Origin of the sequence: Bacillus sp. XF8, assembly GCF_017498755.1 — a bacterium.
GTDB classification, from domain to species: Bacteria; Bacillota; Bacilli; order Bacillales; family Bacillaceae_G; genus Bacillus_A; species Bacillus_A bingmayongensis.
This window is the reverse complement of record NZ_JAGDQK010000052.1, coordinates 1-17,983: the sequence shown is the minus strand read 5'-3', so window position 1 is coordinate 17,983 and position 17,983 is coordinate 1. Positions and strand designations below refer to the sequence as shown.

The window sequence follows — 17,983 nt, the reverse complement described above, 5'->3', positions numbered from 1 at the left end:
AATTTGTGTCTAAACGTACAATTTTCCCGAAATAATATGGTGACCCCTCATAGTAGATAGTGAACTTCTGTCATATTTATAAAGAACAACAAAAAGTGAGTGGATAAGGCTGTATTGATAGTTATGTCATAAAAGTCATGTCATAAAAGTCATGTCATAAAAGTCATGACATTTTGACACTAACGTATGTGACAGAAAAATCCTTAGAATCAAGGAGCAGTTTATTACCCATTAATAATAAATGAGGAGGGGAGGGCTTCATTGTGTATGTTAAAAATATAAAGAGGCGTGAAATAGGAAACAGGTATGACCTATTTATGAAAAACAAGCCAGTAACAAGAGTGTTTCAAGGATAAAAGTAATTTCTAGGGTTAACGGTTAACATACATGTGGAAAAAGAGGGACTTACTTAGGACAGAATGGAGTTTGTAAAAATAATAATTATGAATATGATTACGAATTCAATTCTGACTTTTTGTCATTGGTGGAGATAATAGCTGTGTGATTAATACGAAACAGCAAGCAACTAACTATACAATTTAAATAAAGGAGAGGGATGCTTTATGAAAACACGCAATAAAATTACATATGCAAGTCTATCACTTTTAATAACTGGAAGTTCCCTGTTATACATAACACCAGCCTCAATTGTAAAAGCAGAACCCACGCAAAATGTATCTAGTTTGTTACAAACAAGTAATCAAAGCGATCGTACTTCCGTTAAGAAAGCAATGCGGGATGCACTCCAACTTGGATACCCTGGAATACTCGCTCAAATTTCTAAGGGTGGTAAAAATTGGAGTTATGCCGCCGGGATAGCGGATCTGAGCACCAAGAAACCAATGAAAACAGATTTTCGCTTTCGCATTGGTAGTGTAACGAAGACGTTCATTGCAACAGTTCTACTTCAATTATCTGGAGAGAACCGTTTGAATCTAGACGACTCCATTGAAAAATGGTTGCCTGGTGTCATTCAAGGAAACGGATATGATGGTAACCAGATTACTATCCGGCAGATATTGAATCATACAAGTGGTATCGCTGACTACACAAGGTCAAAAGACTTTGATATGATGGATACAAAAAAATCGTATACGGCTGAAGAATTCGTAAAGATGGGGGTTTCTCTTCCCCCAGACTTTGCCCCAGGAAAGGGCTGGTCTTATTCAAACACAGGATACGTAGTACTGGGGATCCTTATTGAAAAAGTAACTGGAAACAGCTATGCGGAAGAGGTTGAAAATCGGATTATTGAACCGCTTGATTTGTCAAATACATTCCTACCTGGCAATTCAAGCGTGATTCCAGGCACCAAGCATGCCCGTGGCTATTTCCAACTAGACGGAGCAAGTGAGCTAAAAGACGTTACTTATATTAACCCAGGTAGCTCGGATGGAGATATGATTTCTACTGCTGATGATTTAAACAAATTCTTCTCTTACTTACTCAGTGGCAAATTACTGAAGGAACAGCAACTAAAACAAATGCTTACTACAGTTCCTACAGGAAGAGAAGGAACCGGATATGGTCTTGGGATCTATGAAACTAAGCTTCCAAATGGTGTCTCGATATGGGGACACCAGGGTAAAGTTCTAGGGTTTACCACTTTTGCTGGTGGCACACTTGGAGGCAAGCATACATTGGCCGTCAATTTGAACAGCCTTAAAGCTGATATTCCTGATCCATTTAAAAATATTTTACTTGCTGAATTTAGCAAGTAGGTAAAAAGGAAAACCGGATAAATTTTGTCATAGTTTTTATAGTTAAAAATATGCCTTTCTGGTTCAAAAACAACTTACTCTAAAAATTTTTTTTAGAATAAAGCAAGTTCTTAAGTTGATAGGCATGAGGTCCCGCCACGTCGCCATCAGACTAGGGTTTTGGAGTATCCCCTAAACGAAATTTTGTTTCTCTACAGGTAGTCACCTTGAGATGTCAGTTCATTTTTTTCTTTTTTTCTTTAATTGATGAGTGTGGGGGAGCACCCATCGCTATCAACTTAAGAGATTTTAACACTCGTAATTAAGTACCAAAAAACGTTATCCTTTCTAATCTAGTTTAACCGTGTGAAAAATGACTAACTTGAGCATTAAGCTTACGGAATGAATAATCAAATAACCTGCTCCCTTTATTTTTAGATTGAAGGTTATTTGATTTTATATTGGTATAAATGAATTAAGGGATTTCTTAAGAACCTATTAAGAAATAAGTGAGTTTTAGGAAATAGAATAAATTTATCTTAACAGTAATAAGAGAGTTAATGGTTTAAACGGAAGTCCTTAGAGCATGTCAAAAATTAATAAAGAAGTATTTCAGGAGGTTTTTATGAAAAAGAAAATGATTATTGCACTTGGTGTTTCTGCTATAACACTGACTAATTTTGTTGGAAGTACTTATGCAGACTCGAAAACAGGAGTTTCTGTTACAGCTCCCTACAATACAAATCAAATAGCAGAATGGTTAGAAATGCATGCAAAGCCTTTAAAAACAACTAATCCAACCGCATCCCTTAATGATTTAAAACCACTTAAGAATATGGTAGGTTCAGCTTCAATTGTAGGTTTAGGTGAAGCTACGCATGGGGCTCATGAGGTTTTTACAATGAAACACCGTATTGTTAATTATTTAGTATCTGAAAAGGGCTTTGTCAACTTAGTTTTAGAAGAGGGATGGGACAGAGCCTTGGAACTTGATCGATATGTTCTTACTGGTAAGGGAAACCCAAGCCAACATCTATCACCTATATTTAACACGAAAGAAATGCTAGATCTACTTAGTTGGATTCAAAAATATAATGCTAATCCAAAACATAAATCTAAAGTGCGTATCATTGGGATGGACATTCAATCAGTAAATGAGAATGTTTATAATAAAATAATAGAATATATAAAGAAAAATAATTCGGATCTTGTGCCTAGAGTAGAAGAGAAGATAAAAGGTCTTATTCCTGTAACAAAGGATATGAATACTTTTGAGAGCCTTACGAAAGAGGAAAAAGAAAAGTATGTTTCAGATGCTAAACAAATTAGTGCTTTATTAGAACAAAATAAAAGTTCTCTAAACGGGAAATCCAAAGAGTTCGCATGGATAAAACAAAATGCTCGTATTATTGAACAGTTTACTACAATGTTAGCGTCACCTCCTGATAAACCATCGGATTTTTATTTGAAACATGATATTGCAATGTATGAAAATGCGAAGTGGACTGAAGAACATTTAGGAAAAACCATTGTATGGGGACATAATGGACACGTTTCGAAAACAAATATGATTCCTTTTATATACCCTAAAGTAGCTGGGCAGCATTTAGCAGAATATTATGGAAAACGGTACGTATCTATTGGAACGTCAGTTTATGAAGGACAATATAATGTCAAGAATAGCGATGGTGAATTTGGCCCATATGGAATATTAAAATCGGATGATCCAAACAGTTATAACTACATCTTTGGACAAGTTAAAAAAGATCAATTTTTTATTGATTTACGTAAGGCAAACGGCGTGACAAAAACTTGGTTAAACGAACAACATCCAATTTTCGCTGGAATAACTATGGAAGGGCCTGATATACCAAAAACTGTTGATATATCATTAGGTAAAACGTTTGATATACTTGTTCAAATTCAAAAAGTGAGTCCATCTCAACTACATCAATAAGAATCTCTTAAAATATAATACTATGTATTATTTAGTAAATAAAATGAGGGACTAAGAAATTTATAAGTATGATGCACGAAATCAAGGAATTGATTATGACACTTCGTTTCTTTCAGGAATCCTTATTATAAGGATTCCTTTTTTGTATCAAAAAATCTGTAAAGAAAAAAGATAAGATTGGGAACACAATCTTATTTTTAGCACAACGAGTCATAGTCGATAGTGAACTTTTTGTCATATTTATAACGGATAACAAAAGTTGAGTGGGCTAAGGCTGTATTGATAGTTATGTCATACAAACCATGACACTTTGACACTACCATATGTGACAGAAAAAGACTTAGAATCAAAAAGTAGCTTTTAACGCATTAGCAATGAATGTGGAGGAGAGATTTTAATGACGAAAACATCAGCTCAAAAAACTTTGCAAGATTTTTATTTCTTGTTATTTACCTTTGTATCCGGATTCTTTTACTTTTGTTTCTATCTGGTCAGCATTACATTGGCATTAGTAATGACGATTATCTTTTTGGGTATTCCCTTGTTGGAATGGGTGCTACAGACAACTCATACGTTTATTCAGTATGAACGTATTCAGACGAAGGTTTATACAGATATATCGATAGATTTATTCGAACCAAGAATAAAAGAGGAGGGAGATAGATGGATTAAAGCGAGAGATACAATCCTTAATAATAGCAACTGGAGGGCTATTTTTTGGCTCATGCAGAAATTTTTTGTCGGAATAATGAGTCTTATATGTGCTATTTTACTGTATGTAATGCCGCTAGTATGTATCGTTACCCCCTTACTTTTTCGATGTTTTAATATATACTTATTGGGCATTGCTGTGAATTCATGGGAGACGGCAATTTTTGTCATGATTGTTGGTTTCATTCTCATTTGGATACATAATCATATTGGAAACTGCTTAGTTCGAATTATTGGAATGTACACGCGTTCCATGTTTAAAGCTATAAAGGAGTGATAACTTGTTTAAGACTTTGAAACTATGGTTTTGGTATGATTGGGCCTTACTTTGTATACGTTTTATCATTTGGCTATCATTGCTATCAGCGACTATGCAACAACAAGATTATTTGACTGTACCACTTTGGATCATTATTCTTTTGGAAGTCGCTTCATTTTCAGTACCTTGGATTTGTTTAATGTTCAGTTATCGCTATTATTTGTTGACTGAAATAATATTATTTGGCGGAGTGTGTTTCTATTTAACTTTATTATTTCCGTCAGCGTATCTTGCTTTTTTAATGCCAACTTTTATGATTGCGGCAAATAGCGCCCATAAATCTTACCGCTGGTCGGGTCCTATCACAATTATTTTGTTCCCGTTGCTCATTGCGATATTTTCCAAAGTAACAGATTTATGGGTAATCATCCCACACCTCAGTTTAGCTTTTGCTATGGGCTCTTTCTTTCGTTTACTGGTTATTAATTACCGTCAAAGTGAAACCATTCGGAACCAGAAACATGTATTGGAACAATACGTATCCCAGGTTGAACGGATTACTTTACTAGAGGAACGTGATAGGCTCTCAAAAGACTTACACGATACAATGGGGCATTCCTATACTTCAATTATTATGGGTATGGAAACATTACGTACGGAATTAAAGACTAAAGAAGGAGAGCAACAGCTCGATTCATTATTACAATTGGCCCGTAACAGTATGGAAGAAGTAAGACTGTATTTGCATCAAATGGATTTATCACAAGAGTCGCTTCCCTTACCTATCACATTACAACAATTGACAGAGGAATTTAAGGAACATACAAAGGTAAATGTACGTACTCGAATAATAGGGGAAGAGTATATGGTCTCCAAACAATCAAAAATGACACTATATCGGAGCTTGCAGGAATCACTAACAAATGCTGTTCGCCATGGGCATTCCACAGAAATCACTGTGTCACTCCACTTTGAACCACAACAGATAAGATTGGATGTACAGGATAATGGATGCGGGGCGGAAGAGTGGAAGGATGGTTTTGGATTAACTGCAATGAAAGAGCGTGTGAGTCAGTCACAAGGAAGAGTCATTGTTTATTCCAAAAAGGGGGAAGGGACGTTAATTTCATGTGTTTTACCGAAACAAGTACAACTGTCTAATGAACAAATCCGCCTGTGTATTGTCGATGATCATTCTTTCATCCGAGAAAGTCTTCATACAATTTTGGATGGACAGGAGGATTTACAAGTAGTGGGAATGGCTGAAGATGGAGAACGGGCTTTGGAATTGTGTGAGAGACTAAAGCCAGATGTAGTATTAATGGATTTAGAGATGCCAAATCTGGATGGGATTCATGCGACTAAAATGATTAAGGAAAAATGGCCGGGAATTTGTGTACTCATTTTGTCAACCTTTCAGAATACAGAAAGGGCAAAAGAAATCATACGAAATGGTGCGGATGGATATTTATTGAAATCCATAGATTCGCGTGAACTAGCTGAATCAATTCGTCTAGTCTATCGAGGAGGCATGATGATTAATCATGACTTGTTCCATAGAATATGGGAAGAAAATGAAGAAACAGGATCATTTGAATCAAAATCAGATGGAAAAGAGTATGGATTAACGAAACGAGAATTAGAGATTTTGGAACTATTATCACAAGGAAGCCGTTATAAAACAATAGCTTCGAAACTTTACTTGTCAAACGGAACGGTAAGAAATTACGCCTCCAATCTCTATGAGAAGCTAGGAGTTAAAAATCGAGAAGAAGCCGTACAAAAGGCAAAAGATACAGGGTTACTTTTTTGACACTCTCACTTGAACTAGTTAGCTGAAGTCAATGGGGAACTTACAGATAATGCAGGGCATCACTACTCAATACCACATTTGAAACTACAATGAAAAATAAAGAGTTGGAACCTCTCTGCTTTTTTGTGAATATAGTCTAATATAATTTAGTTGTTTAAAAGGGGTATTCGGATTTTCATATCGAAAATGTAAAACACTATGGAATAGGTTGTTGATGACTATAAAAGTTGTAGACTATAACCGAAATTGGAACAAGGTATAAGGGAGATGAATATTTTATTAAAACCTATCTTCACAGAGGACTGGTAAATAGTTTTCATATTCGCTAGTACATCGGTCCTAAATCTGAAAGTAAAATAGATATTTTGGTCAATAACATCTGTAATTTAGATGCTATTTCCCCCATTTCGAAAATATCTATTACGTTGCCATGAGTGGTTTTGGAATTGAAAGAGGTACTTCCGTAAAGTCGGGGATAATAGCACTCACTAAATTTAAGCTCTCTATAAAGAGAAGAATTTAGAAACTAAAGAAATTAGTGTGATGGTGCATTATTGTAGTCAAATTAAAATATGTCGTTTTGAGTTGAAGTAAAATGTGTAATCTAATTCTAAAGTTTAAATTATATTGGAATGATACAAAAGATAATCCAAAACTGAAGTATCCAAGTAGGTCTGCGCAACCAGCCTGAAGATGATCATCCAATTTTTGGATTTCATAATCCGATACGGACTCTAATTGGATTCAATATGAGAAAGATAACAGGTTAATATATTTCTAATCATTTAAAGGGAAGGGTATGTGATTGAGATGTATAATACATATAATGAAAAGACACATACATCGATCAAACAATTATTTAATAAGTTTTCACCAAAAGCTCCTGGCTTTGCATATATTGCTAGTTTCGATAGCGGAGTAACTTATAAAGGGGTACGGAAACGATTCGAAGAATAACCCGCCACATCTGAAATTTTTCCCATTTAAGGAAGGAACCTATCAGGAAATATGATAGGTTCCTATTTTATTATATAAATAATTTAGAATTATAAAATTTTATATAAGGAGTTAATTATGCCAAGCATCCAAGATACGATTTATCCTAGAATAAAAAATAATTTATCAGATCAAGATTTAGAAGAAACATATACACCGTTACATACAGAAATACAATGGGCAGAACGTAAATCTCGGGGAAGTGTACAGCAATTAGGGCTATTAGTGTTAATAAAGGTCGTACAAAAACTAGGGTTTTTTCCTCGGTTTTTGGATATTCCTCAACCAATCATTCATCACATTGCTAACAAAGCATTTTTACCAATACCTACAATGGAAATATGGAATGCTTATGGAGAATCGAGAACTTACGAAAGACATTATCATTTTGTCAGGGACTACTTGAAGATTCACCCGTTTGATGAGCAAGCACGCCAGATAATCTTGGACGTCATAAATGAATTATCTTCTAGTAAAGATGATTGCGCCGATTTAATTAATGCAGCCATTGAAGAACTTATTCATCAACGTTATGAATTACCTGTATACAATACTTTAAAAGACATGGCAAACGAGGTAAGACGAAAATCTTATCGTCTTATTTATGAACAAGTTTTTGACACATTAAGTACAGAACAAAAAGAGAGCATTGATCAACTATTTCAACTAAAATCAAATTCTACATATAGTGCATGGAAGCGAATAAAAGATGATGTAAAAAGGGCTACTTTATCACAGTTACGAGATCTCATATCTCATCGAGATTGGTTATTAAATCAACACATACCTACAGATATACTTCAAGTAGTTCCTCTTATTAAAGTGCAACAGATGGCGGCTGAATCCCAAACTTTAAATGCTTATCGCATGATGGAGATGGAACCGAAGAAGAGATATACTTTAGCTATTTCTCTGGTATCTATACAGTTATCAAAAATTTTAGATGATATCGGGGAAATGCTGATAAAACGAATGATGAGTATACATAAAAAAGGACGTCAATGTTTACAAGACTATAAAAAAAAGACCCAAAAACGAACCGATTCGCTTGTTGAAACTTTACATGATTTATTAATTGCCTATCAGACTGAAGGATTAGCTGAAGAGCGAATTGATGCGATGAAAATTGTACTGGAAAATAAGGAAGAGCAAGTGTTGCAAGACTGTGAGAATCACTTAGCGTTTAGTGGTGATAATTATTATTCATTTTTATGGCGTTTTTTTGCCAGTCATCGAGCAACATTATTTAAGATTTTAAACTCAATATCTTTACGTTCTACAAACCAAGATAAATCTATGGAAGAAGTGATTCCATTTTTATTATCACATCAATTCACTCGAAAAGAATGGATACCAGTTGCTCGTATTGAAAAGACAGGTGCATGGAAAAGAGAAGTGATCCCTCTTTTAGATTTATCCTGGATACCAGATGCTTGGTGGCGTTGGGTTAGTCCATCAAAGAAGAAAAAAAGAATACCCGAAGAAATAAATCGTCGTCATTTTGAAGTATGCGTATTTTCACAGATTATGTGGGAGCTTAAAGCAGGAGATTTATATATAGAGGGTAGTGAAAAATATGCTGACTATCGAAAGCAACTTATTTCATGGGAAGAGTATGAGAAACAACTACCTGTATTTTGTAAACAAGTAAATCAACCCTCATGTGGAAATGAATTTGTAAGAAAAATGTATCAAGAACTTCAATCTGTAGCACAAGACGCTGATTCATCCTTCCCTAATAATGAACAAGTACGTATTGAAAATGGGGAAGTAGTAATTAAAAAACTAGTAAAGCGGAAATATCCACCGCAACTCAAAGAATTAGAGTCTTATATATACAAAAAATTAGAACCGATTAATGTATTAGACGTTCTGGCTGATACAGAACATTGGCTAAATTGGACTCGTTTTTTTAGTCCTATTTCTGGTTATGATGCAAAGCTAGATCATGCGGTTGATCGATATATTACCAATGTATTTTGCTATGGTTGTAATTTGGGACCAACTCAAACAGCTCGTTCTTTAAGTACTTTTGATCGTAAACAAATTTCTTGGATTAATCAACGGCATGTAACATCTGAAGCCTTAGATAAGGCAATTCAATATATTATTAATGCCTATAATCAATTCGATCTACCGAAGCATTGGGGTGATGGGAAGAGCGCTTCAGCTGACGGAACAAAGTGGGATCTGTATGAGCAAAATCTGTTGTCTGAAAATCATATTCGCTATGGTGGATATGGTGGTATAGGATATTATCATGTTTCAGATACATATATTGCTTTATTCAGTAATTTCATTCCTTGTGGAGTTTGGGAAGGGGTATATATATTAGATGTTTTAATGAATGATAAAGTAAAAATTCAACCTGATATTATTCATTCTGATACACAGGGGCAAAGTGTAACTGTATTTGGATTATCAACTTTACTTGGAATTCAGTTGATGCCTAGAATTCGGAATTGGAAGGACTTGAAGTTATTTCGTCCTAACAAGGAAGAGGTATATAAACATATTAATGAACTCTTTTCAGGAGAAATTAATTGGGAACTTATACAAGATCATTATCCAGATATGATGAGAGTAGCTATGTCTATTAAAGCAGGAAAAATAACACCGTCTACTATCCTAAATAAATTGGGAACATATAGTAAAAAGAATAAGTTATATCAAGCATTTAGAGAACTTGGACGAGTGATAAGAACTACGTTCTTATTACAATATATGGCTGATTCGGGGTTAAGAAGTACGATTCAATCCGCTACAAATAAGTCAGAAGCTTTTAATGGTTTTACAAAGTGGTTATTCTTTGGTGGTGATGGAATTATTACAGAAAATGACCGAGAAAAGCAACGGAAAATTATTAAATATAATCATTTAGTTGCAAATTGTCTCATTTTCTATAATGTATTTTCTTTATCTCGTATTCTTTATGATTATATACAAGAGGGGCATGAATATAATAAAGAATTAATAACTTATTTGAGCCCTTATATTACGGTACATGTAAATAGATTTGGAAAATATCGTATTGATTCTAATCGAAAACCACCTCAACTTCCATTTGATGTAGTAATCTAGAATCAACAAATTTATATTAAATACAATCCGTAAATCTAAGTAGCCTGATACTCAAAACAAATGAGATTCAGGCTATTTTTATCGATAGTAATTTACTTAAGTAAATATAGGAATTCTTATTCTTTGTTCAATATAAATAATTAAACAAAATTATTCTTTCCACTCAAATATTTTCTGGGCTCTCATAAAATATTTTTCCGCTTCTTCTTCCTTATGAAGAAAATGAAGAAGAAGCCCCTTTTCAAAGTAGATTCGCCCTAATAAATAAAAAGAATTATGTACGATACAGTTTTGGATGGCTCGATCACAGTATTGAATAGTTAATCTTTTTATTAGCTTTTACTCTTATTGTTTCTACTTCAGGATATGATTTTTCTACAACTCCTATATCTGGAATATTACCCATTAAAGTGTTTTTAATATCAAAACGCAATATACTAAAAGTATTTTCTTTTAATAACAGCTCTTTATAAATAGAATCATCAACAATTATTAATTTAGATTGTATTTTTTGTCCCTGTCCAACGCCGATTCCTAAATCATCTCCTCCTTTTGTCACAGGAATAATTTGAGTTCCAATCTGTATCTCTTCACTAGAAATATCTTTTCCATATACCACACCTTTTTCTTTTGTGATGGATGGCAAAGATTGGATAGGTTCTGTAACACGTGGACGTATTGTTTTTTGCAACATCTGTTCTTTTAGTAGTTTCTCAGCTGTAGTTTTATTCAAAACTCGTACTGATCCAGTATTTTTACAGGATGTTTCATCTTCATCTTTAAATTCAGAACCACACAACTGTTTTTCTTTATACTGCGTAGATGAACTTAATTTAGACTTATATTCTTCTGTTACTTTTTCTACTTGTTGTTGATCCCCAGATACAAGCAGTACACTTGGCAACGCTTGATAGAAACAATATCCTGCTCCTATTATTAATAAAATACTACACAAAAATAAAAACTTTTTCATCAATCAAAATTCCTCCGTCTTATTAGTGTTTTGCGACTTCACATGTTTGAGGAAAATATGTAAAGTCGCAAAATAATAAAAATTATATCGTTTATATATAATTTTTACTTATTTATTTATATTTTCTTTCTTTAAGGGGTATTTTGAATTATAAATAGCATTTCTTAATAAATACTGATCAGATTTCTTAATTTTTTCTTAAAAAAGCCAAAAGTTATTATATAAAGATTCATAAATTTCCATATCATCAACTCCCGTTTATCCCAATAGAGTGTACCCTATTAGGATCGTTTCTTGAACCTGGTATAATGGTACTTCGGAATGTCCCATATGACTTATTTCAAAATAGGAGAGTAGAATATGAGAAAAATAGGTTATGTACGTGTAAGTTCTGTTGATCAGAATCCTAAGAGACAATTACAACAAATGAAGGAATTTGAAGTGAACATTATATATGAAGAAAAAGTGTCAGGTGCTACACAAGACAGACCTGAACTTCAAAATATGTTAAATGACCTGAGAGAAGGCGATACAATTTATGTGACTGATCTGACTCGAATTACTCGTAGTACAAGAGATATATTTGAACTAGTAGATTACATAAAAAATAAAAAAGCCAATTTAAAATCATTAAAAGATACTTGGTTGGATTTATCTGAAGAAAATCCATATAGTCATTTCTTGATGACAGTAATGGGTGGAGTAAACCAATTAGAACGTGACTTAATTCGGATGCGTCAACGTGAGGGGATTGACCTTGCAAAAAAAGAAGGAAAATATCAAGGACGAGTTAAAAAGTATCATGAAAAGCATGCTGGAATGAATTATGCACTTAAGCTGTATGAAGAAGGGAATATGACAGTGAAACAAATTTGCGAAATTACCAATGTTTCTAGATCAGCTTTATATAGGAAACTACAAGACAAAGTATAATAAGTACCCGCCGCAATTGGAAAATTTTTCAGATGTGGCGGGTTATTCTGTGAATCGTTTCCGTACCCCTATATAGAAGGTTTCTTCATTATGTATGAAGGGGATTTTTAATTTTCAGAATATTAATATTGTTTAGAATCTGTATATGTATTATTATAAATAATGGTATATTAGTAAATTTTTTATACAGATTCTATTCAATCTCTAAAAATATGATTCTTGGAGGCGTTGTTGTGCGTAAAAAATGGAAAATCGGGCTAATGAGTACGCTTCTTGCCTGTACTACCTTCACATCTGTAGCATTTGCAGCAGAAAAGCCAGTCAATCAACCCAAATGGGAGGAATGGCTAAATGGACATGCAAAAAGATTAAATGAACCCACTTCCCAAACAACAGAAGATTTATCTTTTCTAAAAGAGGCCGTACAGGACAAGCGTATTGTTGTACTTGGCGAAAGTACGCATGGTGCTAAGGAAATGAATCAATCCAAAATACGTATGATTAAGTACTTACATGAAGAAATGGGATATGATGTAATTGCATTTGAATCAGGATTTGCAGAAGCAAGTACGGTTCAACAAAATTTTGATAACTTAACCGCTACTGAAGCTATGAAACAATCTTTATACGGTGTATGGCAAACAGAGGAAGTTGAACAATTGTTTACCTATATGAAAGAACAAAAAGAAAAAGGAAAGCCACTAACATTAGCTGGTTTTGATATGAATTTGTTTTATAGATCTTCATTCCACTCGTATGCGAAAGACTGGTTGCAAAAATTAAGTCCTGAGGTGGCGAATGAACTAGAATTAGCAGTAACAGAGTTAATCAAACTGGATAAGTATTACTATAATTTAGAAGGTGGGTATCCTTATGATCAATATAAAGTAGAAATACAGCCCGTAATCAACAAGTTTGAAAACGTAAAAGCTTTTATTCAGACTCATAAAACCGAATTAACTCGAGTTGCACCTAGCCCTACTTATGACGTGAATTTTCTTGAGAAATCAATCAATATACGTATCGATGCGATTAAAACACACCTAGATAGTTTTATGAAATTAAAAGGAGGTATTATCCCTTCTAACATTGCAGGATTCCCAGATTATGTTCGAGATCAAAAAATGGCTCAAAACTTAGCATGGCTCACTGAGATGCAATATAAAAATAAAAAAATAATTGTATGGGGACATAATTATCATATTCGAAAACAAAATTCGAAAATGATATTAGATTATACCAAGTATCAACAACACAATTTTGTATGTCCTAATATGATGGATTTTCTTCCGCAGCGCATCAAAAACCAAATGTACACGATTGGAGTATTTGCGTATAGTGGAAGCAGTTGGGATTCTGACATTAAAAACGTTGTTCCTGTACATACCGAACATGAAGAACAAAGTGTTGAAAAAATAATCAGCACTGTCGGAAGTACAAATGTCTTTGTAAACTTAAAGGGAGAAAGTAACCGACCAGAAACATCATGGATGTTTACCCCTACTGTAGCAAGTTACTGGGGGGTCAAAAAGCGAGAAGAAATCATGATTCCTATCGAACAATATGATGGCATTCTATGGTTAGAAAAGACTTCGCCTTCTGTTCTTAAATAAAAGAGAGAGCGTCCTTACATGTTAAGGATGCTCTTTTTCTTGTCATGATTGTACGTAAACAACATTCGATTGGATTCATTCAAATACTAACGATCAAACAATATATTCATTATAGGGGTAGCATCACATCGCCATCAAGATAAAAAAAGCAAATACCCCAAAACGGTCGTTTTTAGAACGTGTTGATCAAATATATTGTATTGAAAAATTATAGTTGACCATAAAACCAATATCCGATATATTGGTTTTATGAAAAAAGATATTATTAAACCCATTAAACGTATGTCATTTAGAGATGAAGTATATCTAACTTTGAAAAAAGCAATTGTTACATTAGAGTTGCAACCAGAGCAACGCTTAAATGACAAAGCGTTAGCAGAAGAATTCGGGATTAGCCGTACTCCTGTTAGAGAGGCTCTAAAACGTCTTGAAGATGAAGGACTTGTTGAATCTGTTCCTGGTTCAGTGACTCGCGTTGCACCATTAAATCTTGAGGAGGCGAAACACGCATTTACTGTGGTAGCAGCTTTACATTCATTAGCTGCTCGTTTGGCAGTACCATTACTCAAAGAGGCAGATATTCAAGAATTAGAGTTCAGTAATAAAGCCTTACTACTATCTATTGAGAAAAAAGATATTATAAAAGCAATTGAAGCTGATGAGTTATTCCACAATGTTTTTCTAGATGTGGCGGGAAATCCTGAAATCATTCGTGCGTTAGAACGAAGTATATCTAAGATTCAACGTCTCGAAATTTCTCAGTTCACTTCTATAAATGGTTTAAAATCAGTAGAACAACATCAGCAAATTATAGAAGCGTGCAAAAATAAAGATAAAGAAACAACAGCACATCTTGTAGAACAAAACTGGTTAAGTCTGGGGAAATTGCTGACTCATGAGACAGATTGAGGTGAAAAATTTGCGCCCTATTTTTTTAGGTATATGTGCTGCTTTCTTTTTTGCTTTTACATTTATATTGAATCGAGCAATGGAATTATCAGGTGGTAGCTGGATATGGAGTGCCTCATTAAGGTTTATTTTCATGCTTCCATTTCTTATACTTCTTGTTATGAGTAGGAAAAAATTAAAAGTATTATTACAAGTTATGAGAGAAGATTTAAGAGCATGGTTTTTATGGAGTTTCGTAGGTTTTGGTCTATTTTATGCTCCATTATGCTTTGCCGCTGCACATGCACCAGGATGGATAATTGCTGGGACATGGCAAATTACTATTATATCAGGATCTTTGTTAGCTCCTCTTTTTATCCAGGCCATTCAAACACCAGATGGAATTCTTAAGAAAAGAGGAAAAGTCCCAATGAAGAGTATGGGAATGTCATTGATTATTCTTCTTGGTATTTTCCTTATGCAAATGGAACAAGCAAAATCGCTTAACGTAAAAGATATTTTGTTAGGTATTATCCCTGTTATTGTGGCTTCTTTTGCTTATCCGCTCGGTAATCGTAAGATGATGGAGGTTTGTGGAGATCGTCTAGATGCTTATCAACGTGTCCTTGGAATGACATTAGCTAGCTTACCATTCTGGTTTTTACTATCCTTGTACGGCCTTTTTACAACAGGAGTACCTAGTAAAGAACAAACTATGCAATCAATTTTAGTTGCTATTTGTTCGGGGGTAATTGCAACTATCTTATTTTTTAAAGCGACTGATATGGTTAAAGGAGATATGCAGAAACTTGCAACTGTTGAAGCAACACAATCCATGGAGGTACTTTTTGCTGTTATCGGAGAACTAATTTTATTACATTCTTCATTTCCTTCTATTTTATCTTGGTGTGGTATGTTTGTAATAATGTTAGGAATGATAGCACATAGTTATGTTTCCCATAAAGGTGAAATGGCGCATAACCAAAATATTAGTGCTTAATTGATATTTTAAAATGTATAGTATGAACCCTTTTCTAGTTAGTATAGGTAATTTTATTACTTTTTGAAAAATGTAGTACTCTAAGTTTTATATCAAAAACTTAATAACTAAGTGAAAGGATATGAACAAAAGCCGATGTCCCGCACATATAGGGACATCATTTTTTTCTGTATAAACTTTTGCTTAGCGTACGAAATTCGCGTTTTGATGGCGAGATCCCCTCGCCATCAACCTAAAGAATCAAAATCCCCCCATAACGAAAATTCTATTCATTATTGACTACTGATAATGATAAGTTATGGTAATTAAATATTATAAATATATATTCTGAAATTTATATAAAAAAGTTAAAATGAAAATGTATTTACTTTGAATTTTTATGAAAGGGGATAAAATAGTGCATTTATTAAAAAGGTTGGTAGCAGCTATATTGTCAGCATTAATTATGTCTACGTCATTCGAAATACTTGATTTTGCTTTCTCTAATCCGTATCAATTTTCATTTCTAGATATATTTATGATAGCCATAATCTACATTATTCCTATATTTATATTATTTGGAATTCCAGTTTCATTATTGATTGATTGATTTACAAAAAAGGGCTTAAGTAAACTGAATTCTCCTAAAAAAATACATTTAGTTCAACTATTTATTTATGCGATATTTGGCGTAATTTCATTAGATATATTGTTTTCATTTGTTTTTATGGAACCTGGATTAGTAGTATGGAATTCTCTTTTTGGAGTAATACCAGCTGTTCTATATTTCCTTGTATTATCGTCTTTAAAAAAAAGAGATAAATCAACATCCTGAATGCATACTTTTGTTGTTGATTTTGAGATTATTAAAGGATTCGAGAAAAGTAAAAAAAGAGTCCTATTAATTTAGGGTTTTTTTTCGTTTTATATAAGAAGATGTTTAGCTTTTTAATTGATGATATGTTGACAAGTAATGTGGAATTTTCGTTTTGGGGGCGTTATAAAATTCTTAAGTTGATAGATGTGGGGTCTGTGTAGCAACCGAGCCAAATCTTACGTTAAGTATTAGCGGACATAAATTACTGATTTTTATATATTTGATGTCCACTAATGTTAATTAGCGGACATTAGAGAATATGTCTAAATAGGGTACTTTTATATACGATTGCCAAAGTTTGACTTTGACTATATTTGACTATAGAATGTTAGTTATAAAGATTTAAGAAGGGAAGAGTGCACTTGAAGAAGGAAATAGAAGAACGTTACATATCAGAATTAGATAAATTGATTAATAGATTTTTTAAACTATCAACTACTTTTGTAGAATATTCGTGTTACGCACCAGGAATGCATGATGTGATACTTTACAATAGTAAGTCTAATAAATTGACCTATGATCATGAGTACTTTGTTTTTACTAAAAGTACAAAAACGTTGAAAAGCATAAAAATGCTTCTGATTTACCTCAAAAGGAATTAGGAAATATTCGCAAAGAAGTGAAACGGATTCTTGTTCCAGGTTTAGGTGAGGATCAAGGAGGAAGAATTTACGAGTTTAAAAGTAAAAAAGACTTAGAAAAAGCAAAGAGTTACTATGATGAACTAGGGAACTCTGCACCTATGCTATATTCACATACATACGCTAAAGGGAAATTCCTGCTGCAAATGAGTGAAAAAATGAAAGACGATGAATTTGACCAATATAAAATCGTTATGGATAACCTTATAAAATAAAAAAAGCACATGAAATGGGGATTATGTGCAAAAAAATAGTCATTTAGGTACATACAGCATAACATAAACGTTCCCAAAATAAGGCGCTTTTCTTTTTTTATCAATAAAAATACTGATTTAAATATAAAACACTCCGATTCGAGTGTTTTTTAATATTTAGGACCCATATAATCGTAACTTTGATCAAGCGCTTTGATTAAGTCAATGGCACTCTTTAATTCATGCTTATCAGATTCTAATTCTTCCATTCTTTTTGCAATATCTTTTCTGAAATTGTCTACATCACCAACCGCTTTCTTCCCCACACCAAGCTGAGACCAACTTGTATCAAGCATATGGTGAATACT

11 protein-coding genes and 2 pseudogenes are annotated in these 17,983 nt (G+C 33.5%); 11 read left to right on the top strand and 2 right to left on the bottom strand.

Annotated features, from left to right (window positions below; all coding sequences use genetic code 11):
- The first annotated feature begins 563 nt into the window (after positions 1-563).
- The 6 genes and pseudogenes from J4P91_RS25675 (at position 564) to J4P91_RS25650 (ending at position 10,517) form a co-directional block, all read left to right on the top strand.
- Positions 564-1,721 carry a serine hydrolase domain-containing protein gene (locus tag J4P91_RS25675; RefSeq protein WP_207996325.1) on the top strand — a complete coding sequence of 386 codons (1,158 nt, stop codon included), beginning with the start codon at positions 564-566 and terminating at the stop codon, positions 1,719-1,721.
- A gap of 604 nt (positions 1,722-2,325) precedes the next feature.
- Positions 2,326-3,657: an erythromycin esterase family protein gene (locus tag J4P91_RS25670; protein WP_207996324.1), complete on the top strand. Its 1,332-nt coding sequence runs from the start codon at positions 2,326-2,328 to the stop codon at positions 3,655-3,657.
- Between the two features lie 397 nt (positions 3,658-4,054).
- Positions 4,055-4,645: a sensor domain-containing protein gene (locus tag J4P91_RS25665; protein ID WP_207996323.1), complete on the top strand. Its 591-nt coding sequence runs from the start codon at positions 4,055-4,057 to the stop codon at positions 4,643-4,645.
- A gap of 4 nt (positions 4,646-4,649) precedes the next feature.
- On the top strand, positions 4,650-6,440 hold the full coding sequence (locus J4P91_RS25660; RefSeq protein ID WP_207996322.1) for a helix-turn-helix transcriptional regulator: 1,791 nt from the start codon (positions 4,650-4,652) through the stop codon (positions 6,438-6,440).
- Between the two features lie 810 nt (positions 6,441-7,250).
- Positions 7,251-7,373, top strand: a pseudogene (locus tag J4P91_RS25655) (serine hydrolase domain-containing protein); the annotation flags it as partial.
- Between the two features lie 141 nt (positions 7,374-7,514).
- Positions 7,515-10,517, top strand: coding sequence for a Tn3 family transposase (locus tag J4P91_RS25650; protein ID WP_207996321.1), 3,003 nt, complete (start codon positions 7,515-7,517; stop codon positions 10,515-10,517).
- Positions 10,518-10,821: 304 nt separating this feature from the next.
- Here the strand turns inward: J4P91_RS25650 and J4P91_RS25645 are convergent, their stop codons facing one another.
- A complete protein-coding gene (locus J4P91_RS25645; RefSeq protein WP_207996336.1) occupies positions 10,822-11,490 on the bottom strand; it encodes a lipoprotein BA_5634 family protein in 669 nt (222 codons plus the stop codon).
- 360 nt (positions 11,491-11,850) lie between these two features.
- Between J4P91_RS25645 and J4P91_RS25640 the strand changes: the two genes are divergently transcribed.
- The 5 genes and pseudogenes from J4P91_RS25640 to J4P91_RS25620 form a co-directional block, all read left to right on the top strand.
- The gene (locus tag J4P91_RS25640) at positions 11,851-12,423 is read left to right on the top strand and encodes a recombinase family protein (protein ID WP_207996320.1); all 573 of its coding nucleotides are present in this window, start codon (positions 11,851-11,853) and stop codon (positions 12,421-12,423) included.
- Between the two features lie 233 nt (positions 12,424-12,656).
- The gene (locus tag J4P91_RS25635; RefSeq protein ID WP_207996319.1) at positions 12,657-14,036 is read left to right on the top strand and encodes an erythromycin esterase family protein; all 1,380 of its coding nucleotides are present in this window, start codon (positions 12,657-12,659) and stop codon (positions 14,034-14,036) included.
- Positions 14,037-14,285: 249 nt separating this feature from the next.
- Entirely contained in the window at positions 14,286-14,945 is a 660-nt protein-coding gene (locus J4P91_RS25630; RefSeq protein WP_207996318.1) for a GntR family transcriptional regulator, read from the top strand.
- Positions 14,932-15,924 carry a DMT family transporter gene (locus J4P91_RS25625; protein ID WP_207996317.1) on the top strand — a complete coding sequence of 331 codons (993 nt, stop codon included), beginning with the start codon at positions 14,932-14,934 and terminating at the stop codon, positions 15,922-15,924. Before J4P91_RS25630 ends, J4P91_RS25625 begins: the two co-directional genes overlap by 14 nt.
- Before the next feature lie 1,424 nt (positions 15,925-17,348).
- A pseudogene (locus tag J4P91_RS25620) lies at positions 17,349-17,636 on the top strand (stress protein); the annotation flags it as partial.
- Between the two features lie 149 nt (positions 17,637-17,785).
- On the opposite strand, the gene J4P91_RS25615 reads toward J4P91_RS25620, so the two are convergent.
- Positions 17,786-17,983 (bottom strand): hypothetical protein (locus J4P91_RS25615; RefSeq protein ID WP_207996316.1); only part of this gene is annotated, 198 nt, incomplete at its 5' end.